Source organism: uncultured Algibacter sp. (genome assembly GCF_947495675.1).
GTDB lineage: Bacteria > Bacteroidota > Bacteroidia > Flavobacteriales > Flavobacteriaceae > Algibacter_B.
In genome coordinates, this window is sequence record NZ_CANLZX010000010.1 from 108754 (window position 1) to 131444 (window position 22691).

The 22691-nt window shown below is 29.9% G+C and carries 23 protein-coding genes; 15 read left to right on the plus strand and 8 right to left on the minus strand.

The genetic code is table 11. From position 1 onward, the window contains the following. Positions 1 to 46 precede the first annotated feature (46 nt). A complete protein-coding gene (locus Q0842_RS08775) occupies positions 47 to 766 on the minus strand; it encodes an RDD family protein (RefSeq protein WP_298496981.1) in 720 nt (239 codons plus the stop codon). A 24-nt stretch (positions 767 to 790) separates the two neighbouring features. On the opposite strand from Q0842_RS08775, the gene Q0842_RS08780 reads away from it, so the two are divergent. From Q0842_RS08780 to Q0842_RS08800, 5 genes are all read left to right on the plus strand, one after another. After that, the gene (locus Q0842_RS08780) at positions 791 to 1780 is read left to right on the plus strand and encodes a stage II sporulation protein M (RefSeq protein WP_298496984.1); all 990 of its coding nucleotides are present in this window, start codon (positions 791 to 793) and stop codon (positions 1778 to 1780) included. Beyond that, on the plus strand, positions 1777 to 2502 hold the full coding sequence (locus Q0842_RS08785; protein WP_298496988.1) for a hypothetical protein: 726 nt from the start codon (positions 1777 to 1779) through the stop codon (positions 2500 to 2502). The genes Q0842_RS08780 and Q0842_RS08785 overlap by 4 nt, the downstream gene beginning before the upstream one ends. Next, positions 2502 to 3707 carry a DUF4350 domain-containing protein gene (locus Q0842_RS08790; RefSeq protein WP_298496991.1) on the plus strand — a complete coding sequence of 402 codons (1206 nt, stop codon included), beginning with the start codon at positions 2502 to 2504 and terminating at the stop codon, positions 3705 to 3707. Before Q0842_RS08785 ends, Q0842_RS08790 begins: the two co-directional genes overlap by 1 nt. Before the next feature lie 71 nt (positions 3708 to 3778). Continuing rightward, positions 3779 to 4780: a MoxR family ATPase gene (locus Q0842_RS08795; protein ID WP_298497065.1), complete on the plus strand. Its 1002-nt coding sequence runs from the start codon at positions 3779 to 3781 to the stop codon at positions 4778 to 4780. A 53-nt stretch (positions 4781 to 4833) separates the two neighbouring features. Continuing rightward, positions 4834 to 6165: a DUF58 domain-containing protein gene (locus tag Q0842_RS08800; protein WP_298496994.1), complete on the plus strand. Its 1332-nt coding sequence runs from the start codon at positions 4834 to 4836 to the stop codon at positions 6163 to 6165. A gap of 6 nt (positions 6166 to 6171) precedes the next feature. Here Q0842_RS08800 and Q0842_RS08805 read toward each other — a convergent pair whose 3' ends face one another. Next, on the minus strand, positions 6172 to 7410 hold the full coding sequence (locus tag Q0842_RS08805; protein WP_298496997.1) for a hypothetical protein: 1239 nt from the start codon (positions 7408 to 7410) through the stop codon (positions 6172 to 6174). A 13-nt stretch (positions 7411 to 7423) separates the two neighbouring features. Further along, a complete protein-coding gene (locus Q0842_RS08810; RefSeq protein WP_298496999.1) occupies positions 7424 to 8746 on the minus strand; it encodes a DUF4270 family protein in 1323 nt (440 codons plus the stop codon). A gap of 268 nt (positions 8747 to 9014) precedes the next feature. Here Q0842_RS08810 and Q0842_RS08815 point away from each other — a divergent pair, with 268 nt between their 5' ends. From Q0842_RS08815 to Q0842_RS08830, 4 genes are all read left to right on the plus strand, one after another. Continuing rightward, on the plus strand, positions 9015 to 10001 hold the full coding sequence (locus Q0842_RS08815) for a kelch repeat-containing protein (protein ID WP_298497002.1): 987 nt from the start codon (positions 9015 to 9017) through the stop codon (positions 9999 to 10001). A 143-nt stretch (positions 10002 to 10144) separates the two neighbouring features. Next, entirely contained in the window at positions 10145 to 11203 is a 1059-nt protein-coding gene (locus Q0842_RS08820) for a sensor histidine kinase (protein ID WP_298497005.1), read from the plus strand. Next, complete coding sequence (locus tag Q0842_RS08825; protein ID WP_366941115.1) at positions 11200 to 11910, plus strand: LytTR family DNA-binding domain-containing protein; 711 nt, start codon at positions 11200 to 11202, stop codon at positions 11908 to 11910. Before Q0842_RS08820 ends, Q0842_RS08825 begins: the two co-directional genes overlap by 4 nt. A gap of 297 nt (positions 11911 to 12207) precedes the next feature. Continuing rightward, a complete protein-coding gene (locus Q0842_RS08830) occupies positions 12208 to 12633 on the plus strand; it encodes a DUF2141 domain-containing protein (protein ID WP_298497008.1) in 426 nt (141 codons plus the stop codon). Positions 12634 to 12721: 88 nt separating this feature from the next. Here Q0842_RS08830 and Q0842_RS08835 read toward each other — a convergent pair whose 3' ends face one another. Next, complete coding sequence (locus tag Q0842_RS08835) at positions 12722 to 13195, minus strand: Dps family protein (protein ID WP_298497011.1); 474 nt, start codon at positions 13193 to 13195, stop codon at positions 12722 to 12724. 99 nt (positions 13196 to 13294) lie between these two features. Between Q0842_RS08835 and Q0842_RS08840 the strand changes: the two genes are divergently transcribed. Further along, complete coding sequence (locus Q0842_RS08840; RefSeq protein WP_298497014.1) at positions 13295 to 14236, plus strand: hydrogen peroxide-inducible genes activator; 942 nt, start codon at positions 13295 to 13297, stop codon at positions 14234 to 14236. 36 nt (positions 14237 to 14272) lie between these two features. On the opposite strand, the gene Q0842_RS08845 is transcribed toward Q0842_RS08840, so the two are convergent. From Q0842_RS08845 to Q0842_RS08855, 3 genes are all read right to left on the minus strand, one after another. Further along, entirely contained in the window at positions 14273 to 14470 is a 198-nt protein-coding gene (locus Q0842_RS08845; protein WP_136481976.1) for a hypothetical protein, read from the minus strand. A gap of 123 nt (positions 14471 to 14593) precedes the next feature. Beyond that, positions 14594 to 15394 (minus strand): TIGR00266 family protein, encoded by an 801-nt coding sequence (locus Q0842_RS08850; RefSeq protein ID WP_298497020.1) that lies wholly within the window; start codon positions 15392 to 15394, stop codon positions 14594 to 14596. 66 nt (positions 15395 to 15460) lie between these two features. Then, on the minus strand, positions 15461 to 15916 hold the full coding sequence (locus Q0842_RS08855) for a DUF4442 domain-containing protein (protein WP_298497021.1): 456 nt from the start codon (positions 15914 to 15916) through the stop codon (positions 15461 to 15463). Positions 15917 to 16073: 157 nt separating this feature from the next. On the opposite strand from Q0842_RS08855, the gene Q0842_RS08860 reads away from it, so the two are divergent. The 5 genes from Q0842_RS08860 to Q0842_RS08880 all read left to right on the plus strand — a co-directional run bounded on the left by Q0842_RS08860 (position 16074) and on the right by Q0842_RS08880 (position 20677). Next, positions 16074 to 16520, plus strand: coding sequence for a DUF4870 domain-containing protein (locus tag Q0842_RS08860; protein WP_298497024.1), 447 nt, complete (start codon positions 16074 to 16076; stop codon positions 16518 to 16520). A 218-nt stretch (positions 16521 to 16738) separates the two neighbouring features. After that, the gene (locus Q0842_RS08865) at positions 16739 to 17080 is read left to right on the plus strand and encodes a PadR family transcriptional regulator (protein WP_298497027.1); all 342 of its coding nucleotides are present in this window, start codon (positions 16739 to 16741) and stop codon (positions 17078 to 17080) included. Further along, on the plus strand, positions 17077 to 18864 hold the full coding sequence (locus Q0842_RS08870) for a PspC domain-containing protein (protein WP_298497029.1): 1788 nt from the start codon (positions 17077 to 17079) through the stop codon (positions 18862 to 18864). Before Q0842_RS08865 ends, Q0842_RS08870 begins: the two co-directional genes overlap by 4 nt. Before the next feature lie 102 nt (positions 18865 to 18966). Further along, positions 18967 to 19695: a head GIN domain-containing protein gene (locus Q0842_RS08875; RefSeq protein WP_298497030.1), complete on the plus strand. Its 729-nt coding sequence runs from the start codon at positions 18967 to 18969 to the stop codon at positions 19693 to 19695. A gap of 145 nt (positions 19696 to 19840) precedes the next feature. Further along, positions 19841 to 20677 carry a DUF2807 domain-containing protein gene (locus Q0842_RS08880; protein WP_298497033.1) on the plus strand — a complete coding sequence of 279 codons (837 nt, stop codon included), beginning with the start codon at positions 19841 to 19843 and terminating at the stop codon, positions 20675 to 20677. 454 nt (positions 20678 to 21131) lie between these two features. Here the strand turns inward: Q0842_RS08880 and Q0842_RS08885 are convergent, their stop codons facing one another. Continuing rightward, a complete protein-coding gene (locus tag Q0842_RS08885) occupies positions 21132 to 22667 on the minus strand; it encodes a RagB/SusD family nutrient uptake outer membrane protein (protein WP_298497036.1) in 1536 nt (511 codons plus the stop codon). Positions 22668 to 22691 lie beyond the last annotated feature (24 nt).

Consider the following 22691-nt stretch of genomic DNA (forward strand, 5'->3'; position numbering starts at 1 on the left):
AATTTTGGGATGAGTGATTTAATAATTATCTAAATACACTTACTACTTACATATTCTGAGTATAAAAATTATAATCTTTTAAAATTACATCAATAAACTCCATATCACTACTTTGTTTTACCGTTTTTATACCTACAACCTCAATAATTTTTAGTCGTAATTTTATTAATGTTTGATAGTCTTTTGCTGTTCTTGCAACACTAAATGTTTCTTTTATTATTCTGGCATCATTATCTGATAACTTAATGACATTAGGATAGGTAGGTTTGTAGTCTTCTCTTAAATTTTCAAGAATAGTATGGCTTATATTTATGTTATCTTTTAAACCAATTACAGCTGTTCCTGCAGCCATATCACCAAAGCGTTGGGTTTTTTTATTAAATAACATAACGAAGAAACCTAAACCAAAAATGTAAACATCAACAATTCTAAAAAACCATCGTACCACATAATCTGAAAATGAAGCTTGGTAACCATCAATTTTAACAACCCTAATTTTTAAAACTTTTTTTCCAATGGTTTGCCCTTGCAAAATAGACTCTAAAGTCAAGGTATAAAACATAACGGGGAAACTAAGCACCGTATTTATTGCTATTTGCGACCATTGATCCATATTATCAAACGCACCGAAAGTCCAATTTAAAACCAACATATAGCCAATTTTAATGGCCATATCTATAATAAATGCCAATAATCGCTCTCCTGCTCCAGCAGCATTAAACGTTATTTTTACATTTTGAGTCGTGTTAATTTGTAACTCTGACATTTTATATTTTAATTTATCTAATATATGAGGGAAGTTGCATTTATCAAGCAAAATAAGGAAAAATGGTTGAGTTTTGAAAAAGCAATCGTTAATAATGATTTTAATGATCCTGACGAACTAGCCTCACAATACATTCATGTTATAAACGATTTGGCATATGCACAAACTTACTACCCTAAAAGTAAGGTTATTGCATATTTAAATCAGTTATCTGCAAACGCCTATCAAAAGATTTACAAAACTAAAAGTACCGACACCAACAGAATTATTTCTTTTTGGAAAACCGAGGTGCCTTTAATTTGCTACCAATACCGAAAATACATATACATTGCTTTTATTATTTTTTCGGCTTTTACTTTTATTGGTGCTATTTCAGCAGCTAATGATGGTGAATTTGTTCGCTCTGTTTTAGGAGATGATTATGTAAACATGTCGTTGGAAAACATTGAAGCCGGAGACCCCGTAGCTGTTTATAAAAGCGGTAGTAATTGGGGAAGCTTTATTGGGATTACTATTAATAATTTAAAAGTGGGTATTATAGCTTTTGTATTAGGTGTGTTTTTAGGAATTGGCACACTTTATATTATGTTTAATAACTGCATTATGCTAGGCTCATTTCAATATTTCTTTTATGAAAAGGGTGTGTTTTGGGAAAGTGTTCGTGGTATTTGGATACATGGTGCCATGGAAATTTTCGCCATAGTTATTGAGTGTGCCGCTGGCTTAATATTAGGTGCTAGTATTTTATTTCCTGCAACACATTCTAGATACACATCATTTAAAATAGGTGCTAAAACAGGTATTAAAATTTTAATAAGTACATTTCCTTTCACCTTTGCTGCTGGTTTTCTAGAAGGTTTTATTACTCGTTATTCTAATATTATGCCGCATTGGCTATCGGTTTTTATCATCCTAATTACACTTAGTATTATTAGTTATTACTATTTAATTTACCCTTTTAAAATTCAAAAACAAATTACTCAAATCCCAAATTTAAGTCCGGCGCATATTTGAAAACTAAACACCTACATATATTCTTTTTTATTTTATTAATGCTTTTGGGCTCTAAGGTATCTTTTGGATTAAATTCTTTACAAACTCCTGAAAAAATAAGAACGTTTGATAAAAATTTTAAAGACCGCTATGATAGTAACAAATATAATTATGAAGGCAAAGAAATAATTTCTGAAACACCTTCTGGATCTGGCAAATATGAAGATTATAAAAATGAAGACGTAAAACGAAAAGAGCGAGACAACCAAGACAGTATAAGTATAAATTTTGGTCCATTTAGGTGGGTATTCTATATCGCTATTGCACTTGCCGTATGTTTTTTGGTTTACATATTGTTTAATGAAGGTGGCACTAACTTATTCACCTCAAACAGAAACAAATCCATTCATAATTATGAAGAGATTACTGCTGAAAACATTGAAAACGCAGATATTCATACCTTAATAAAAAATGCCGAAAATGATAATGACTATAGACTTGCCATTCGTTATTATTATCTTCTGGTTTTAAAAACATTAAGCTTAAAAAACCATATAAAATTTGAAGATGACAAAACAAATAATGAGTATTTAAATGAAGTAAGCAACAAACCCTTTAGTAAAGATTTTGCATACACATCATACCTTTACAACTACATTTGGTATGGCGAATTCCCTTTAAACATAGAAAAGTATAACAAGGCTAAAAGTAATTTTTCAAGCTTTTTAAAACAGGTAAAATAATGAAGAAAACCCTGCCTGTAATTATTATTCTTATTATGTTGATAGTAACAGCTTCTGTGGTTATTGGTGTTAAACGAACCAAAACGGTTGATTGGGAAGAATCTTATGATGAAAAAAGCAACAAACCATATGGTGTTAGTGTACTTTATAAAGAACTACCAAGACTTTTTGAAGACTATAAAGTTAGAACTGTTTATCATCAACCATCTAGTTATTTAAGTGCAAACTCTGAGGATGGTTATGGAGAACATGTTGCAGAAGGTAGTTATATTATAATTGGCAATTCCGATTATTTAGAAGATGATTCTATTGACGAATTACTTAATTTTATTAGTGCTGGAAACACTTTATTTCTTTCAGATTATTATTTCCCTCAAAAATTACACGATACCTTAGATGTGAGTGTCGATTATATTGAAAATGAAAAAGATAGCATTTCATATCTTTCATTAAAACATCTGGCAATTAAAGATATTAAGCTTGACAGAAATGCAAGCGATCAATATTTTTCAGAATTTGATTCTATTAACCATACTGTTTTAGGTTATTCAAAAATTGATTATAAACATGTAAATTTCTTAAAAATACCGTTTGGGAAAGGTCATGTTTATCTTCATACAGAACCTAAAATATTTACAAATTATCATCTTTTAAAAGAAGACAGATATAAATATATTGAAGGTATTTTATCTTATTTACCAGATAACAATATATATTTTGACTCATACACCAAAATCCAAACAGGTTATGATGGCGATGTTGAAAAAAAATCTAATTTAAGCTGGTTTCTTGAGCAGCTATCTTTTAAATGGGCTTGGTACTCTGCTTTAGTATTTGCTTTTCTATTCATGATTTTTAATGCAAAACGAAGACAACGAATTATTAGAATTATAAAACCATTACAAAATACGACTGTGGCTTTTGTTAAAACGGTATCTAATTTATACTTTGACACAAAGGACCATAAAAACCTTATAGACAAAAAAATAACCTATTTTTTAGAAAAAATACGAACTGAATTAAATTTAAACACTAATATTTTAGATGAAGCATTCGTAGAAAAGCTAGCCACAAAAACAGGAAAGAAAAAAGAAGATGTAAAAAAACTAGTTAACTACATTAACTTAATGAAATCTAAAAATGAGTTTACTGAAGACAACCTTATAAAACTCAACAAGTATATAGAAGCATTTTATTCAAAATAATTATGGACGAAAATAAGGAAGAAAAAGCGCAAGAAGGTTTTTTACCAAAACAAGAAGATGTCGTATCATCAATTGACGATAGCGCGTTAAACGATAATAATAATTTAAAATTTCAAAACCGATTAGATTTATCTGAACTACAGGAGAGTGTTCAAAAAATAAAACAAGAGGTTGGTAAAGTTATTGTTGGACAAAAAGACATGGTAGATATGCTTATTGCATCGTTATTAGCTAAAGGGCATTCGCTTATTGAAGGTGTTCCTGGAGTTGCAAAAACCATTACTGCAAAACTTTTAGCAAAGTCGTTAAGTGTTGATTTTAGTAGAATACAATTTACACCAGACTTAATGCCTAGTGATATTTTAGGGACTTCAGTTTTTAATCTTAAAGATTCTGAATTTGAGTTTAAAAAAGGTCCTATTTTCTCAAACATGATTCTTATTGATGAAATTAACAGAGCACCAGCCAAAACCCAAGCTGCATTATTTGAGGTTATGGAAGAACAGCAAATAACTATTGATGGTAATAAATTTTTATTAGATTCTCCTTTTATGGTTCTAGCAACACAAAACCCAGTAGAGCAAGAAGGAACATATAGATTACCCGAAGCACAATTAGATAGATTTCTGTTTAAAATTGATGTAGATTACCCCAATTTAGAAGAAGAAATAGAAATTTTATCGAGAGAACACGTACTGAAAGACAAGGCTAAAACAGATGAAGTTGAATCCTTTTTAACGTCAAAACAAATTGCTGAGTATCAAAATTTAGTTGCTCAAGTTTTAGTTGAAGAACATTTACTAAAATACATCGCACAACTTATTGTAGCAACTAGAAGTAACCAGTTTTTGTATCTAGGAGCATCACCAAGAGCATCCATAGCCATATTAAAATCGAGTAAAGCTTTTGCTGCTATGAGTGGTAGAGATTTTGTAACACCAGAAGATATTAAACGTGCTGCAATCCCTGTATTACACCATCGAGTTATTGTAACACCAGAACGCGAAATGGAAGGTGTTTCCAGTAAACAAATTATAAAACAAATAATTGAAACAGTTGAAATTCCAAGGTAAATAAACATAAAACTAATTTTTCAATCAATACGAATAAAAACAACTAATAACTTTTGAAATTCTTTAAACCCTTCTACATACAACCCCGTTTTTTTTATGCAGGCATTGGCATTGTGGTTTTGTTCGCCCTAAGTTATTTCATTCCTATTTTATTTAATGTTGCACAGCTTTCTATATTAGTTTTAATACTTCTTTTTATATTAGATTTCCTTATTGTTTTCCTTGGAAAAAACAAAATTGAAGCAAAAAGAATTCTTCCCGATAAATTTTCGAATGGAGATAAAAATCAAATAAATCTAGAAATTAACAACAATTACCCTTACTCAATTTATCTTGAAATCATTGATGAAATACCAGAACAATTTCAGGTGCGAGATTTTAAAATAAAGGAAACTATCTTATCTAGAAAAACTAAAACTATTCAATATGATTTAAAACCAACTGAACGTGGCGAATATTATTTTGGGAATTTAAATGTTTACGCATCGTCGGTTTTAAATATTGTTGCCAAACGATTTACTTTCGAAAATGGTGCCATGGTACCAACCTATCCTAGTTTTAAACAACTTAAAAAATTTGAGCTTTTAAACATTAACAAAAACTCATTAGAATACGGACTTAAAAAAGTGCGTCGTCTTGGGCATTCTATGGAATTTGAGCAAATAAAAGATTATGTTTTAGGTGACGATTTACGAACCATAAATTGGAAAGCCACAGCAAAGAAAAACCAATTAATGGTTAATCAATTTCAAGATGAAAAATCGCAACCTGTGTATTCCATCATTGACAAAGGTCGCATCATGAAAATGCCATTTAACGGCTTAAGCCTTTTAGATTATGCTATTAATGCATCACTTGTAATAAGTAATGTGGTTTTAAAAAAACATGATAAAGCAGGCATGCTTTCATTCTCAAAACGGATTAACAATATTGTTGTTGCACAAAGACGAAGCTCGCAAATGCAACTAATTCTTGAAGCCCTTTATAATGTAAAAACAGATTTTTTTGAAAGTGATTTTAGTAGGTTATATGCCAGTATAAAAAGACACATTACGCAACGGAGTCTTATTTTAATGTACACTAATTTTGAAACTTTAGATGGATTGGAGCGTCAACTGCCCTATTTAAAAGCCATTTCTAAAAGCCATATGTTAGTAGTTATCTTCTTTAAAAACACAGAATTAAATAGCCTAATTAATAATAAAGCAGAAACTATAGAGCAAGTTTACAACAAAGTAATTGCAGAAAAATTTGCTTTTGAAAAACGACTCATAGTAAACGAACTAAAAAAATATGGTATCCACTCTATACTTACAACTCCAGAGCATTTAACCATAGACACCATAAATAAATACCTAGAAATTAAGGCACGCGGTTTACTATAATTATATTTAATCATACTGCCTTTTATTAAACCAATTTCCTATAAAATTTAAGTTTATAGTTATTTTATGAAAGTTTTCTTCAACTAAGCTATTGTTTATTGTGCCCTCTTTCCCATAAGAATAAGATATATTAAGTTTTGCTCTGTTAGACAGAGGTAAACCCAAACCAACCGAAGCAAAATAACTATCTATTTTTTGGTTACTTATGTTTAAAAATCCTGTGTTATAATTTAAACCAAATCTATACTTAACTAAACTCCAATATTTATTGTTACGCCCAGCAGGTAAATACTCTGCACCAAAAGCATAAATATCTTGATTCGTATAGCGTTCGTTATTTTGTAATTGGTTTGTATTATCCCAATATAATTTTGTAAAATCAAAACTTGTAGTTACTGTGTTATTTAATTTAGTAGTGACTCCAAAACCTAAAGATAAAGGTAATTCAAAATCATCTAAGTCATTCTCGGTATCCTCACCAATAGTAACTTTAGAACCACTAGTAGATGTTTTATAAGAGCTTCGTTCCTGAGACCCAGACAAATTAGTCGGCAATTCTACAACTGCTCCCAACGTCACCGCTTTGTTTTCGGCTTTAATTAATTGGTACTGCAATCCAGCTTTTAGTTTAACCCCATTATAATAATTAACATCTTTTATATTAACCAAAGATTCATAATACACATTAGTTTCTTGATTTATTGAGCCAAACAGAACTGATAAATCTATTCCTAATGATAACCTATTTCCTAAACTAAGCCCACTTGATACATAAAATTTATTTAACCCACCAGACCCAGTTATTCTTGAAATGTAAGTCTCTGTAGACCCTTCTATAGGGCTTTCTATATCAATATCATAACCAACTTTTGTATATGGTAAAAGCCCAAAACTCATTCCTAAGTTTTTCGTTAAGGGAAAGGCCATAACAACATGAGACATATTATAATCACTTGTGTTTTCACTAACATTGTCGGTTTGTATTGTAGAATACATACCATTTACACCAAACTCATATAAAAAAGTGTTGAGTTTTATATTTCCTAAACTAGCAGGATTAAAAAGGTTTATTTCTCCTGCATTATTTTGTGATATTCCTGTATTCCCTAAACCTGTTAAACCACCAGTAGCAGTTTTATTTTCAACGCCTAATCCAAACAAAGAATATGGTGTACTGGTATCATTTTGAGAAAAACATGATGGGATAATTGCTATAATAAACAGCAACGCTTTTATTTTATTCATCTAAAAAAATAATTTAATTCTGTAAATAAGTTATGCTTAGCTTAATGTTGTTATTATCTTCATTTAGATTATCAATAATTAGAGCATCAACAACACTATTATAATCTTCAAATTGAATCATTATGGCATAATCTAAATCGTATTCAGAACCTAAAATAGCTTCAACAAAACCGCTCATATCTATACTGTAATAGGTACTTTCATTAAACTCATCATTGTTTTCGTTTAAAATTGCATAAACTGTGTTAGAATCTAAATCGGTAAGTTGGCTAATAATTCGGTTCTTACTATCAACTACATAAACAGCTAAGGATTCCTTTAAAGGTCTTAAGTCATCATAACTATTTTGAAGTGGACTAAAAGACAACTCTGCTTTTAAGCTTGTACTTTCATCAGATAATGAATTTAAATCTTTAACTGTAGGCATTTCAATTCTTGCCGATATGCCGCTTCCTGCTTGTGCAAAAACTAATTGATCAGTTTGATTACTAGATAAGGTTGTTTCCTCATCTGTAAAATTGTTAATTAAAGTACCATCCAAATTAGTTTTTATACTATTAAATTGTTTGTATGCTGATGATATGTAGAAATCAATCACCTGATTATTATCTTCACTACTATCATCAATATCTTCAGTATAAAATAAACGCATACTTGTATTATCTACCAAGTCTGTATAAGATTTGAAATTAAAACCTAAAACATGGCTATTAACTGTAGTATCTGGAATAACAGTTATACCTTTAAAATATTGAAGAAAATCATCGGTTGTATTAATCTCATTATCCTTAATTTTATTAAATAATTCTTCACCTAAATCATGATTTAAAGGGATATAAATAGAGTCAGATGTACTATTTGGTCTAGGAGTAAATGATACTTCCCCTAGCATTGTATTATCATACTCAAGTTCAGATAAATTATAAAAATCGTCTCCTTCTTCAGGCTCAAAATATTCTAGCAATTTATGCACTTTATAGGTTTGTACTTGAGTAGTGTCTCCATAATAATAAGTGTCATAATTCAAAACCAAACCAATAGAATCAAAAACAGTATTAGTGTTTATTGAAAAGTTTGAATTTTGTACTTGAAAATAAGATTGTGCTTTTAAATGTCCAAAATATTCATCTTTCAAACTTCCTAATAAAATACGATTGGTACCCGATGTAACTAAAGAATCAAGTTTAAAGGTTGCTGCCTTAATCGAAAATGTATCTAATATTATTATATTAATATTATTATCAATAAAATCACTACCAACGGGATAGTTTTTTATATCGTCACTACAGGAAAACATAAAAAGCGCACAAATACTAAAAATAAAAATTAATCTCATTCTACTTTGTTTTTAAAAAGCAAAACTAGAGTTAGCTTAAACAACTAATATCTCAAAATAGACTAACCCCTATATTTTATAGACGAAAATGTAAAAATTATGTTAATAAACTAATTATCAGATAATTAATCACCTTGTAGACATAAATAAGCTTAACATAGACAAAAACTAAGTGTTGGTCTATTTTATAATGTTTTTAAGCAATGTAGCTTCTAGATTCGCCAAGTATTTAAAGTAGAAATTATTAAAATATAAATAAGTAACAATAATGAATAAACTAAAAAAAAATAACATTTTATGTTTTGTAATCCTATCCATTTTAATAGTTGGATGTAATAATTCTGATGATGATTCTGATGAGTATGGAAACTGGGTAGAAAGTTCATCTTTTGATGGTGACTCAAGAGGTAATGCTGTAAGTTTCACTATAGGAACAAAAGGATATTTAATAACAGGATATGATGGTGACGATTATTTATATGATACTTGGGAATATAATTCTGAAGAAGATTATTGGGTTAAAAAAGCAGATTTTCCAGGAACAGCACGAAGCGGAGCAGTTGGATTTGCCATTAACGGAAAAGGTTATATAGGTACTGGTTATGATGGTAATGATGAGCTAAATGATTTCTGGGAGTATAATCCAGATACAGATCAATGGACACAAAAGGCAGATTTTGGTGGTACAGCTAGATATGGCGCAATAGGTTTTTCATTAAATGGTTATGGATACATTGGTACTGGTTATGATGGAAGTGAACAAAAAGACTTTTGGAAATTTGATCCTGATAATAATAACTGGGAACAAGTAGTTGGTTTTGGTGGACAAAAACGCCAAAATGCTGCAGTTTTTATAATTGATGGTATTGCTTACATAGGAACAGGAACACGAAATGGTTCTGTTCAATATGATTTTTATTCTTTTGATGGTACAGATTGGATGCGACTTACAGATTTAGATGATGACGACCTTGATGATACTATTACATTTTACAATAGCGTTGGCTTTACTTTAAATGGTAAAGGATATTTTGCTACAGGACTTAGCCCTTCTTTAACATATGACTGTTGGGAATACACTCCTTATGCAGACACTTGGGAAGAAATGCCATACTTTGAAGGTACTTCAAGACAAGACGCATCTTCTTTCTCTTTTAACACGAAAGCCTTTGTACTTATGGGAAGAAGTAGTAACTACTATTTTGATGATGTTTGGGAGTTTAGACCAGATGAACTAGAAAACGAAGATGATTAATAAATAATTGAATTGCTTTAAAGTTTAATAAGGTTGTAAATTATGTAAAACATACTTTTATAACCTTTTTTTATAATAATTATAACACTTAATTGGCATATTTTTAAGAACCAACTATGATATTTTTGAACAAACTTTTAGTGTTGAGCAAATTTAAAAATATACCATCAATTATTATCCATATTTTAATATGGATAATTTTTTTGGTAATAAGTGCATCTCAAATCTACTTAAAAATAGGTGTTATTCCTCAAGACTTCATTATTCGATCAAGCATATTAATAATAGCTTTTTATTTAAATTACAATTTACTTGTACCCAACTTATTATTAAATAAAAAAACAGGACTTTTCTTTTTAACATTAATTGCATTTGGGTTATTCTTTATGTACATAATGGAAGAAACATTGCCAAAACCGAATTTTATCCACCAAAATGATTTTAACATTAATGGAAATCACAACTTTTACCCACCAAAAAAGCCTTCTCCTTTTTTACTTAATTTTAGAGGTTTTTTTCCCTCTGGTGGTTTATTACTCTTAATTTTCACCTTAAGTACCAGCATAAAATTAGGTATTGAATGGTCTAAATCTGAAAAACAAAGGGTTTTAATAGAATCTCAAAAAGTAAATTCCGAATTATCTTTTTTAAAAGCACAACTTAACCCACATTTTCTATTCAATACATTAAATAGTATTTATTCTTTAGCTCACAAACAATCTAAAGACACTACAAATGCCATTGTTATCCTATCTGATTTAATGAGATATATGATTTATGAAACTAATAAAGAGTTAGTCCCTTTAGAAAAGGAAGTAGATTACATAAAAAATTATATTTCTTTACAACTACTAAGGTTAAAAGACTCTAGTAATGTAAAAATTAATATTCACGGCAATTTAAATTTTAGTATTGAGCCTTTACTACTAATTTCTTTCATAGAAAATGCTTTTAAATATGGAACAGATTTTAAAGGTAAAACCAATATTATAATAAAAATAATTATAGAAGATGAGCTATTAAAATTTTATGTATATAACTCGGTATCTCACCAACAATCAAAAACTAAAAGTTCAGGTGTAGGCTTAGAAAACATAAAAAATAGGCTAAAACTACTTTACCCAAATGAGCATACAATCGAAATAAAAAACAAAAAAAACAGTTACGAAGCAACATTAATATTAAAATTAAAAAAACCATGATAACATGTATTATTATTGATGATGAGCCCTTAGCTTTAGAATTATTGGAAGATTTTATATCTAAAATATCATTTCTAGAATTAGTAGAAACATGTTCCAATGGATTTGAAGCTACAAACATATTGCATAAACGCAAAATAGATTTAATATTTACGGATATTGAAATGCCTAACTTTTCTGGCATAGACATCATTAAATCGTTAGAATATAAACCCCATTTTATATTTACAACAGCTTATTCACATTACGCTGTTGAAGGTTTTAACCTTAACGCCATAGACTACCTTGTAAAACCTATACCATTTCATAGATTTTTAAAAGCAGTTACAAGAGCATTAAATATAATTAGTGAAAAAGCAGAAACTACTACAATTATAGAAAGAACTACAACTCGACCAGAGTATATTTTTGTAAAATCTGAGTACGAAAATTTAAAAATAAATGTTAATGAAATTAAATATATTGAAGGACTTAAAGATTATATTAAAATTTACACAAATAATAAAAAGCCCATTTTAACATTAAACAGCTTAAAAAATTTCGAAGAAAAACTAGGTCAAAATAATTTTATTAGGGTTCATAAATCATTTATAGTATCAGTAGATCAAATACATTCTGTACAACGCAATAGAATAATTATAGACGACAAACGAATTCCAATTGGGTTTAGCTATAAAAATGATTTTATAAAAAAAATAGACTGCTAAATAAATTATAGTTTTTTCCTTACCTACCTTATTAAGGTACTAAAACACAACCATTTCAATACAGAATCTATTCTCATATTTAAAAACATTTTTTTACCAACAACGCAATTAATGCATATATAAAAGCTTTCAATTTAAGGTTAATCTTTTCTTAACTATTAATGTTTCTTTGTTATTAGCTATCTGTTTAAAAACAATTACAACTCATCATTTAAAAATAACAGTTCGGTAAATCAAATTATAAAAAACCGCGTTAGTGTTAGATATTTGAAGTGTAAAACAAATAAACCATACATCATGAAAACATTAACAACTTTAATTATCGCATTTGTATTATCAATTAACTTAGGTAATGCACAAGAAAACAAAACAGGAAAAAATATTACTGTAACAATAGAAAACATATCAAATAATAATGGAAATATTGTTTTAGGACTACATACAGAAAACACTTTTATGAAAGGACAAGGGATTAAAAATTCTGAAACTAAAATTGTAGATGGCAAGGTTAGTGTAACTTTTGAAAATGTAGAAGCTGGTACTTATGCTATTATCGCATTACATGATGAAAACGAAAATAAAAGAATGGATTTTCACGAAAATGGAATGCCTAAAGAATCTTTTGGAATGTCTAATAATCCAGTAAATTATGGACCTCCACAATATGCTACAGCTAAATTTGAATTATCAGACCAAGATTTAGATTTAAAAATTTCACTTTAAAGTATTAACATAAAAAAAAAAGCGACCTAATATTAGGTCGCTTTTTTTATAATTGTAAAATGAATTAACTTTATTTAATAACTTTGGTTTAACTTAACCATGCCTTCATCATCCAAACCGTTTTTTCTTGTTCAGTAATAAAATCACTTACTAAAGAGTTTGTACCTTCATCATTAGCATCACCAGATTTATCTAAAATTTGTCTTTCAATTTTCAATAATTGAGTTAGTGAATCAACAATTAACTCAACTGCTTTTTCATCTTCAGAGATGTTTTTACCAACAGGCACTTGCGCTTTAGCAGCATAATCTTGAAATGTATGTAAAGGTGTTTCACCTAAAGTTAATATACGTTCAGCAATTTCATCTACTTTTAAATTGGCATCGGTATAAAGCTCTTCAAATTTAACATGTAAATCAAAAAAACGCTTTCCTTTAATATTCCAATGTATACCTCTTAAATTCTGATAATAAATTTGAAAATTTGCTAATAAATCATTTAAATCGTTTGCTATATCTTTTGTCTTTTTGGTATCTAAACCAATACTATTTATTGCTGTCATATCGTTTTATTTTATAACCCAAATTTAATCTATAATAAACGTGTTTTTCAATAAGTTTTATTGATAGTTTTTATATTTTTATAGCCTAAATTGATATACATGACTATTACCCAATTATATTATGTTTTGGCCGTTGCCGAAAATCAAAATTTCACAAAAGCAGCCGAAAAATGCTTTGTTACACAACCTACCTTAAGTATGCAAATTCAAAAACTTGAGGACCAATTAGACGTTCAGATTTTTGATAGAAGTAAAAAACCCATAGAGCTTACCGAGGTAGGAAAAAAAATTGTTACTCAAGCCAGAAATATTGTAAACGAATCTTATCGTATACAAGATATTGTAGACCAACAAAAGGGGTTTATAGGTGGCGAATTTAGATTAGGTATTATACCAACAGTTATGCCTACTTTACTCCCAATGTTTTTAAAGAATTTTATTAAAAAGCACCCAAAAGTTAAACTTAAAATTGAAGAATTAACTACTGATGAAATTATTACTAGAATTAAAGATGGCCATTTAGATGCTGCTATTGCTGCTACACCATTAGAAGATGAAAGTATAAAAGAACGTGTATTGTTTTTTGAACCTTTTGTAAGTTATATTCCTAAAGGTCATCGTTTACACACTAATAAAAAAATAGATATTGCAGATTTAGATGTTAATGACATGCTTTTACTTGAAGACGGACATTGTTTTAGAGACGGCGTTATTAATCTTTGTAAAATATTTAAAGACCATGCAGACGATCAATTTCAATTGGAAAGCGGAAGTATTGAAACTTTAATAAAACTTTCAAATGAAGGATTAGGTATGACGCTACTACCTTATCTACACACCTTAGATATTAACGATAAAGAAAAAGCCAATTTACATTATTTTAACGAACCTTCACCTGCACGAGAAGTAAGTATCATTTATCATAAAAGTGAATTAAAAATGCAAATTATTGAAGCGTTGCAAGATGTTATCTCTGGAATTATAAGAGGTGCCATAGCTTTTCAAAATGTAAAAATAATAAGTCCGTTACCAAAAAAATAAGAACTAAAAAAAAGCGACCTTTTGGTCGCTTTTTTTTTATGCTTTTAAATAAATTAAACATTGATTTAATTCTGGGTTTTGCTGTACAAGAGAATGAATAAATATTTTAAGCTCTTCTATCTCGTAAGGCAACAATCTTTGTAATGCCTTTTGTACTTCTTTGCAAAACAACGTGGTGTCAAAACTTACTTTATTTAGTACAGTTTTGGTGTACTCTAACATTGCTCTTGCCATTGTTTTTTGTTAAGGTTTAGGTTATTAATAAATAGTAGATTTGTTTTATAGGCTATTTTATTATTTAACTCTAAAATTAGTGAAAAATTATTCAATTCTATAAGTTTATAGTTTAATTAACATTTAAAATCGATTATCACCGTCTAATAAATCACCTAATCCCCCTAATATACTACCTTCGCCCTTATCTTTACCTCCTGCTCTTGGAGCGCTTGCTAAAACACGACCAGCTAATCTACTAAATGGAAGTGATTGAATATAAACAGTACCTGGGCCTTGAAGTTTAGCAAAAAACAATCCTTCGCCTCCAAATACCGTGTTTTTTATGCCTCCTACAAATTCGATATCGTAATCAACTGATTGGTCGAAACCTACTATACAACCAGTATCTACTCTTAAAGTTTCTCCAGCTTTTAATTCTTTCATAGCCATAGTACCACCTGCATGAACAAATGCCATACCATCGCCTTCTAGTTTTTGCATAATAAAACCTTCGCCTCCAAAAAACCCACGTCCTAATTTTTTAGAGAATTCTATTCCAACACTTACACCTTTAGCTGCACACAGAAATGCATCTTTTTGACAAATAAACTTACCACCAAAACGTGTTAAATCTATTGGGATTATTTTTCCTGGATATGGTGATGCGAAAGATACATTTCGTTTTCCAACAAGATCATTATAAAAAGCTGTCATAAACAAACTTTCTCCCGTTAGGATGCGTTTTCCTGCACCTAATATTTTACCCATAAATCCTGTATCTTTTTGTGATCCATCTCCAAAAATGGTTTCCATCTTAATACCGTCGTCCATCATCATAAAACTTCCTGCTTCGGCTACAACGCCTTCTTCTGGATCAAGTTCAATTTCTACGTATTGCATTTCTTCGCCGTAGATTCTGTAGTCAATTTCGTGTGCTGTCATTGTTTATGTTTTTTGTTGATTCTCTTATAAGTTGAATAAAATTTGAATTTGTTACAGTAAAAACAATTAACTTTTTAGTTTAACACTCCACTCAAAATTAAAAGTAGAAACTACCACCCCTTCTTCATTAACACCAACAGATTGCATCCAAAGTGTTTGCCCTTCTCCTGTTTCTATGGCTTTTTTTAAGACCTCATCTACAGCTTTACCATCATTACAAGTAAACTTTATTTTTCCAATAGCTTTTTTTGTAAACGTGGCATTGTTAGTAGTTACCAACATAGAAATGCGCTTACCAGATTCTTGTATCTTACTTATCATTAATGCCCCTGTTGAAAACTCTGCTGCCATACCTTGCACAGCCCAAAACATAGATTTAAAAGGATTTTGGTTAATCCATTTAAATTTTACACCTACAATACATTTTTCGTTATCTATATGTTTTGTTCTTATACCACAAAAATAGGCAGATGGTAGCTTAAACATTGTATAAGTGTTTAGTTTTCTTGGCGTTAAAGTCATTTTATATTTTTTAATTTTTCACTAAGTTATGAAAATATTCCACATTCATAAATGTTAAATTTATGTTAATTTTTAGTACTATGCGTAACAAAGTACCTTTTTTTAGACATATATTTGCATAAGAAACTATTATATGTTTTAATCAATCGAAATAATCATGTTAGATAATCACCAAAAAAACATCGCTACATTTATTCATTTATCTACGTTTAGTAGATTCTTTATTCCGTTTGGAAACTTTATTGGTCCTATTGTATTATGGCTAGCCAATAAAGAAAAATCTGAATTTATAGATAGTAACGGGAAACAAATTATTAATTTTCAAATAAGTGTTTTTCTGTACGCCATAATTTTAGGAACATTAACAATTCCCTTTTTTATTTTTAAAATATTTAATGGTATTGACTTTATTGATTTTAATGGTTTTGAAAGTTTTCATATAAACATAGGGAAGCCTTCTCCATTATTATACATAGGTGGTGCACTAGGTGTTATTGCCGTTATTGGGTTTATTATTGAATTGGCATTAATAGTAGTTGCCAGTTTAAAAGCTAGAGACGGACAGGTTTATAAATATCCTTTTACTATTAATTTTTTAAAATAAACTAGGCCATTATAATGAAACCAAAAACCTGCAAAAAACCCGCGTTAGGGATTGCAGAGAAAAGCCCACAGCGAGGCACGAGCGAGGACTTGTAACGTAAAGCCCGACCCGAGAGGGTAACGCCAAAATATTATTAACAACAAAAAGATCATCAAAATAATCATCAATCAAATCAATCAAAAAATGAACAGTTTCACAACATTAAAACGCTTTAGAACATGAAGATAGAAAACACAAAAGCACAGATGCGTAAAGGCGTATTAGAATTTTGCATACTCTCGGTCTTAAAAGACGAAGATGCCTATGTAGCAGAAATTCTAGGCACCTTAAAAGATGCGAAGTTGCTGGTAGTAGAAGGGACTATTTATCCTTTACTAACCCGACTTAAAAACGCAGGACTTTTAAATTACAGATGGGAAGAATCGACCTCTGGACCTCCAAGAAAATATTACGGTTTAACCGAAACCGGAAAATTATTTTTAAAAGAATTAGATACCACTTGGAGTGAATTACACAATGCAGTAACTATAGTAACAAGCCAAAAAACAACAAAAAAATGAATAAAACAGTCAACATAAATTTAGCAGGTATATTTTTTCATATAGATGAGGATGCATACTTAAAATTGCAACGCTATCTGGAGGCTATAAAACGTTCGTTTACAGACTCTCAAGGTCAATCTGAAATTATAGCAGACATAGAAGCACGTATTGCCGAACTTTTTACTGAACGCTTAAAACACGACAAGCAGGTTATTAGAATTAAAGAAGTAGATGAAGTTATTTCTGTAATGGGACAACCTGAAGACTATCTTGTAGATGAGGAGATTTTTGAAGATGAACCACAACCAAATTACAGAAACAAAGCAACAAAATCTAGAAAACTATTTAGGGATACAGATAACTCTTATATTGGAGGTGTATCATCTGGTTTGGCTCATTACTTTGGTATTGATGCTATTTGGATTCGCTTAGCTTGGATTCTTCTAATTTTTGGAGCTGGTACTGGCATTTTACTTTATATTTTACTTTGGGTTTTAGTGCCTGAAGCCAAAACAACTGCTGAAAAAATAATGATGACAGGAGAGCCTGTTAACATTAGTAACATTGAAAAAAAAATTAAAGATGGCTTTGATACGGTTACAGAAACGGTAAGTGATGTTGCAAAAAATGTTTCTGATTCTGTTTCTAACGTAGCAAAAAATGTAGATGTAAAAAAAACTGGTAATTCTATAAAATCCTCTTCAAGAAGTTTTTTTGATACTATTGGCGATATATTCATGTTTTTCTTTAAAGTATTTGCAAAATTTATAGGTGTAATACTTATAATTGTTGGTGCCGCTGCTTTAATTGCATTAATAATTGGGTTGTTTTCTGTTGGTGTTGCAGACGTTATACATATTCCTGGATTAGATTTTGTAGAAATGGCTAATGCCGGAGATACTCCTATTTGGTTAGTCTCGTTTTTTGCTTTTTTCGCAGTTGGTATTCCGTTCTTTTTCTTATTTTATTTAGGATTAAAGATTCTTATTAATAACTTAAAATCTATTGGTAACATTGCTAAATTCTCTTTATTAGGTTTATGGTTAATATCTATTATAGCTTTGGTTATTTTTGGTGTAAGACAAGCTAGCGAACATGCTTTTGAAGAAAGCTATACCGAAAAAATTGAATTACCAATTAAAGCAAATGACACCTTAAATATTAAAATGGTAAGTAGTGACAACTTTAATGCTGATTATTACCGTCATGAAAATTTCAAGTTGGCTTATAATGATTCTGGGGACAAGGTTCTTTATTCATCTGACATCGATATATTAGTTAAATCTACAACTGATTCTGTTGCTAGGATAGCTATAAGAAAAAGAGCTGATGGAAGAAATTATGAGAAAGCTATTGAGCGTGCAAAAAATATAGATTATAATTTCGAATTAAAAAACAACACATTACTTTTAAATTCTTATTTAACAACGCATCCTGATAATAAATTTAGCGATCAAGAAGTTGATGTTGTTCTTTATTTACCCGAAAACGCTATTGTGTATTTTAATAATACAACAAAACAATTTTTACACCACAGAACATACGACGGGAATATAGTTTCTAGAGATGATACTAATCACTTTCTAAAAATTCTTTATGAAGATGCTGAATGTTTAGATTGTCCTGAAGAAGATTTTGAAGTAAATGTGAATACACCTAGGTTAAAAATTAATGATAAGGGTATCGAAATAAATGCTGATGACACTCATATTAAAATTGACGAAAACGGTATAAAAGCAGTATCTGATGAAGTAAACCTAAACATTAATGCTGAAGGTGTTGAAATAGAATCTGAAGAATAACAACTCATCACCTAAAAACAACGATTCAGATATTTAAGTTATTAATCAACAACTTTTTAAAAGATATTTGAATTATAATTTAATCATCAAAAAACAAAAATCATGACCACACTAATCAAATTTATTGTAGCAACCGTATTAAGTTTAACACTTTTCTCCTGCAATTTCGACATGAACCTAAATACAGGCGTTAAAGGAAATGGAGACGTAATTACCCAAGACCGAACTATTAACACAAGCTTCTCTGCTATTAAAGCTACAGAAGGCTTGGATGTATACCTAACCCAAAGTGATAACGAACGTATTAGCGTTGAAGCTGATGAGAATTTACACGAAATTATTATAACTGAAGTTGAAAATGGCGTTTTAAGAATTCATACTAAAGAAAATATTGGTAGAGCAAAATCAAAAAAAGTGCATGTTAGTTTTAAGGATATTTCAAGTATTACATCTACTAGTGGTAGTGATGTTTACTCTACAAATACTATTCATGTTGAGCGTTTAGATTTAAAATCTACTAGCGGTAGTGATATGAAACTTACTGTAAACACATCGGTTTTAAATTGCAAATCTACTAGCGGAAGTGATTTAAGACTCTCTGGAAAAACAATTAAATTAATTGCAGAAGCTACAAGTGGAAGTGATATTAAAGCTGCAGATTTAATGGCCGAATCTAGTGAAGTTAGAGCTACAAGTGGTGCTGATATTACTGTAAACACATCAAAAGCATTAACAGCAAGAGCCACTAGTGGTGGCGATATTAAATATTATGGCAACCCAGAAACTGTAGTTAAAAGTGATAGCTCTTCTGGGAGTGTAAAACAACAATAAATACAAAACCACAACCAACCCCTTTTAAAACCATTTTAAGCTTAATTAAAGTTTAAAGTGGTTTTTTGTTTTATATTTGATAGTGACTAATTAAGCCCTCTATGTGTCTAATTAGTAATACAATCAGCAATTAATCCGTTTAAAAATGAATAAATTCCTCGCAGTACTTTTTTTAGGTTTACTTCCGCTTTCAATTTGTAAGGCACAAAGCACAGAAAAAATAAAAGGCAATAGAAATGTGACTATTCAACAAACTAATATTGAATCTTTTCATACTATAGATTTAGATGAAGATTTTGAAATTGAAGTTATTTATGATAAAGAACCCTACGTGCAAATAGAAACAGATGAGAATTTACATGAATATATAGAATTTGAAGTAGTTGATAGTGTGCTTACTTTTAATAAGGGCATTAAAATTACTTCAAAAAAGAAACTAAAAATTAAAGTTACTTATGATGATGTTTTAAAGCATATTGTAACTACGGATAATGCAGAAATACTTTCCCTTTCTACTATGGATTTAGAAAATGGTTCTTTAAAAACTAGAGGATCTTCAAAAGCAGCATTAACGATTAAGTCCAATAATTTCAATTTTGATAGTGATGACAAATCAAAAGTAAAGTTGAATTTAACAAGCGAAAATTCTATTATTACTATGAGCGGTAACAGCAAACTTGAAGCTTTAATAAATACTTCTGAACTTAATGCTAAACTTTACCAACGTGCTGATGCAAATTTAGAAGGTTCAAGTAAAACAACTAAATTAGATCTTGATAATAATACAGAGTTTAATGGAAAAAACTTTACAATTAACATATGCGATGTGGTTTGTAGCATTAGTAGTGATGCGTACCTTGAGGTTATAGAAGCTATTACAATTGATGCTTCTGGAGCTAGTTCTATATATTTATACCAAAACCCTAAGATTGTAATAAACACACTTTCTGATACTTCAAAACTTCAAAAGAAGGTTAAGTAAATTAATATTGTTTTTATCTAACTTAATTTTGATTAAAACAACAATAAAGTATAACCATAAAATAGAGACTCTTATTATTTCTGGTTGGTGAGATTTAATGCTCTTGTTTTACCATAATCCAATTTAGTTTCTCGTTTTATATTGATACGCTACAAACACAAATTACGTCTGTTTATTGTCCAATTTTTCTAATTCATTACTACATAAAAAAACATCTTAAATTATAGACTTGAATAAAAATAACAATCCTTTTTAAATTGTCACTTTTTAGTAAAAACAGACTATGAATAACATTTCGCTACATGAGAATTATTTGAGGTAAAAAAATAGGCTGTCTTAAAAACTTAAGACAACCTATTAATATATTACTTATTTACTTTCTTCTATTTAAATGACAAACATGAAAATTCAAAGAAAAATAATCTAAGCGCTAAGTGTTTAGCACTCATAATTGTTAGTTATTAAGATTAGGGTTTCTATCAATCTCATCTTGAGGTATTGGTGTATCATAATCTACAGAAGCATTCCAATCTGCTTTAGCACCTTCATAACCAGAAGCACTAAATACAACATCACCTAATTCTCTTCTCTTAATATCATACCATCTTTTACACTCAAAAGCTAGCTCTATTCTACGCTCTTCTAGTACATCTGCAACAGTAATAGATGTAAGATCTGCAGGAACCGCACTTGGTGCAATAGTTTCAGGTACATAACCTCCGTTTGTTGATTCTCCACCATTTCTAGCTCTTCCTCTTACTTCATTAAGCAAATCTAGCGCATCTGCTGCACCTACTTCTACTCCAGCTTCTGCAGCAATTAATAATACCTCTGCATAGCGTATCATAGAATAATTATGGCTTGTTGCTCTTTTATTTCCCCTTGCATAATCTCCAGGAAAACGTAAATATTTAGCTATATATGGAGCATTTTGAGCATGTTCGTGTCCACTACTTTGAAAATTAGTAAAATCTACATAAACATCATTAATTAATGCTTCTGTTTGAAAACTAACACGTGTTCTATAGTCGTCTTGATCAAAAGAGTTGTATACAGCTAAAGTAGGCGTTGAAACTGACCAGCCTCCATTTCCGCCATCATTGTCACCTCTAATACCTGTCATAGGAGCTATTTGGTCATAAGCATTATCAGGAGCTTCATTATTATTATAATCTAACACAAAAATTGGTTCTGGAGAATTATCAATTTTATCTGCATTAAATAAAGTCTGAAAATCAGGATCTAAATCTACTCCATAAGTTCCTTTATTAGTAATTACTTCTTTAGCTTTATCATAAGCCATTTGGAAATAAGGACTTCCTGGAGTATTACCTGCCATTGTTAAATATACTAATGCCAAGTATGACTTTGCAGCTGCCTTAGAAGGTGTTGCTCTTGAAGTTACAGTATTCGTTAACCATTGCTCAGCATATTCCAAATCTGAAATAATATTTGCATAAACTTCAGCTTCAGGAGTATTACTTAAATTAGAAGCTGCCTGTATATCAGAAACAGGAGTATCTATATAAGGAACATCACCAAATAGTCTTACTAAATGAAAATAATAAAATGCCCTTGCAAAATATGCTTGTGCTGTTACTGGGTTTTTAACATCATCATCTGCAGCTACATCCTCAGCACCTGCAATAGCGTTATTGGCAGCAGCAATTCCTAGATAAATTCTTGTCCAAGGATCGTATACCATTTCATTATCTCCAGTAATGGTATGCATATTCATCTCTACCCTTCTTGTTTGGGTAGAATTAAGATTTACCATATCAGAACGTAACATTAACGCTACAGATAGTTTCCTTCCCCAAACCTCTTCATTTATAGCATGCGTTAAAGAGGCATTAACCGCTAATTGTATATCTTCTGGAGTTGAGAAGAATCCTTCAGGAGACAATAATCCAACAGGATTTTCTTCCAAATCGGAACACCCCATTATTGACAATCCCATCAATAACAATAAAATTTTATATGTATTCATAATTTTTTCTTTTTTAATAATTAA

Coding starts and splice junctions, on each gene's coding strand:
- Q0842_RS08775 (WP_298496981.1), bottom strand. CDS start 766: ATGTCAGAGTTACAAATTAACACGACTCAAAATGTAAAAATAACGTTT.
- Q0842_RS08780 (WP_298496984.1), top strand. CDS start 791: ATGAGGGAAGTTGCATTTATCAAGCAAAATAAGGAAAAATGGTTGAGT.
- Q0842_RS08790 (WP_298496991.1), top strand. CDS start 2,502: ATGAAGAAAACCCTGCCTGTAATTATTATTCTTATTATGTTGATAGTA.
- Q0842_RS08805 (WP_298496997.1), bottom strand. CDS start 7,410: ATGAATAAAATAAAAGCGTTGCTGTTTATTATAGCAATTATCCCATCA.
- Q0842_RS08810 (WP_298496999.1), bottom strand. CDS start 8,746: ATGAGATTAATTTTTATTTTTAGTATTTGTGCGCTTTTTATGTTTTCC.
- Q0842_RS08815 (WP_298497002.1), top strand. CDS start 9,015: ATGAATAAACTAAAAAAAAATAACATTTTATGTTTTGTAATCCTATCC.
- Q0842_RS08825 (WP_366941115.1), top strand. CDS start 11,200: ATGATAACATGTATTATTATTGATGATGAGCCCTTAGCTTTAGAATTA.
- Q0842_RS08830 (WP_298497008.1), top strand. CDS start 12,208: ATGAAAACATTAACAACTTTAATTATCGCATTTGTATTATCAATTAAC.
- Q0842_RS08835 (WP_298497011.1), bottom strand. CDS start 13,195: ATGACAGCAATAAATAGTATTGGTTTAGATACCAAAAAGACAAAAGAT.
- Q0842_RS08840 (WP_298497014.1), top strand. CDS start 13,295: ATGACTATTACCCAATTATATTATGTTTTGGCCGTTGCCGAAAATCAA.
- Q0842_RS08845 (WP_136481976.1), bottom strand. CDS start 14,470: ATGGCAAGAGCAATGTTAGAGTACACCAAAACTGTACTAAATAAAGTA.
- Q0842_RS08850 (WP_298497020.1), bottom strand. CDS start 15,394: ATGACAGCACACGAAATTGACTACAGAATCTACGGCGAAGAAATGCAA.
- Q0842_RS08855 (WP_298497021.1), bottom strand. CDS start 15,916: ATGACTTTAACGCCAAGAAAACTAAACACTTATACAATGTTTAAGCTA.
- Q0842_RS08860 (WP_298497024.1), top strand. CDS start 16,074: ATGTTAGATAATCACCAAAAAAACATCGCTACATTTATTCATTTATCT.
- Q0842_RS08865 (WP_298497027.1), top strand. CDS start 16,739: ATGAAGATAGAAAACACAAAAGCACAGATGCGTAAAGGCGTATTAGAA.
- Q0842_RS08870 (WP_298497029.1), top strand. CDS start 17,077: ATGAATAAAACAGTCAACATAAATTTAGCAGGTATATTTTTTCATATA.
- Q0842_RS08875 (WP_298497030.1), top strand. CDS start 18,967: ATGACCACACTAATCAAATTTATTGTAGCAACCGTATTAAGTTTAACA.
- Q0842_RS08880 (WP_298497033.1), top strand. CDS start 19,841: ATGAATAAATTCCTCGCAGTACTTTTTTTAGGTTTACTTCCGCTTTCA.
- Q0842_RS08885 (WP_298497036.1), bottom strand. CDS start 22,667: ATGAATACATATAAAATTTTATTGTTATTGATGGGATTGTCAATAATG.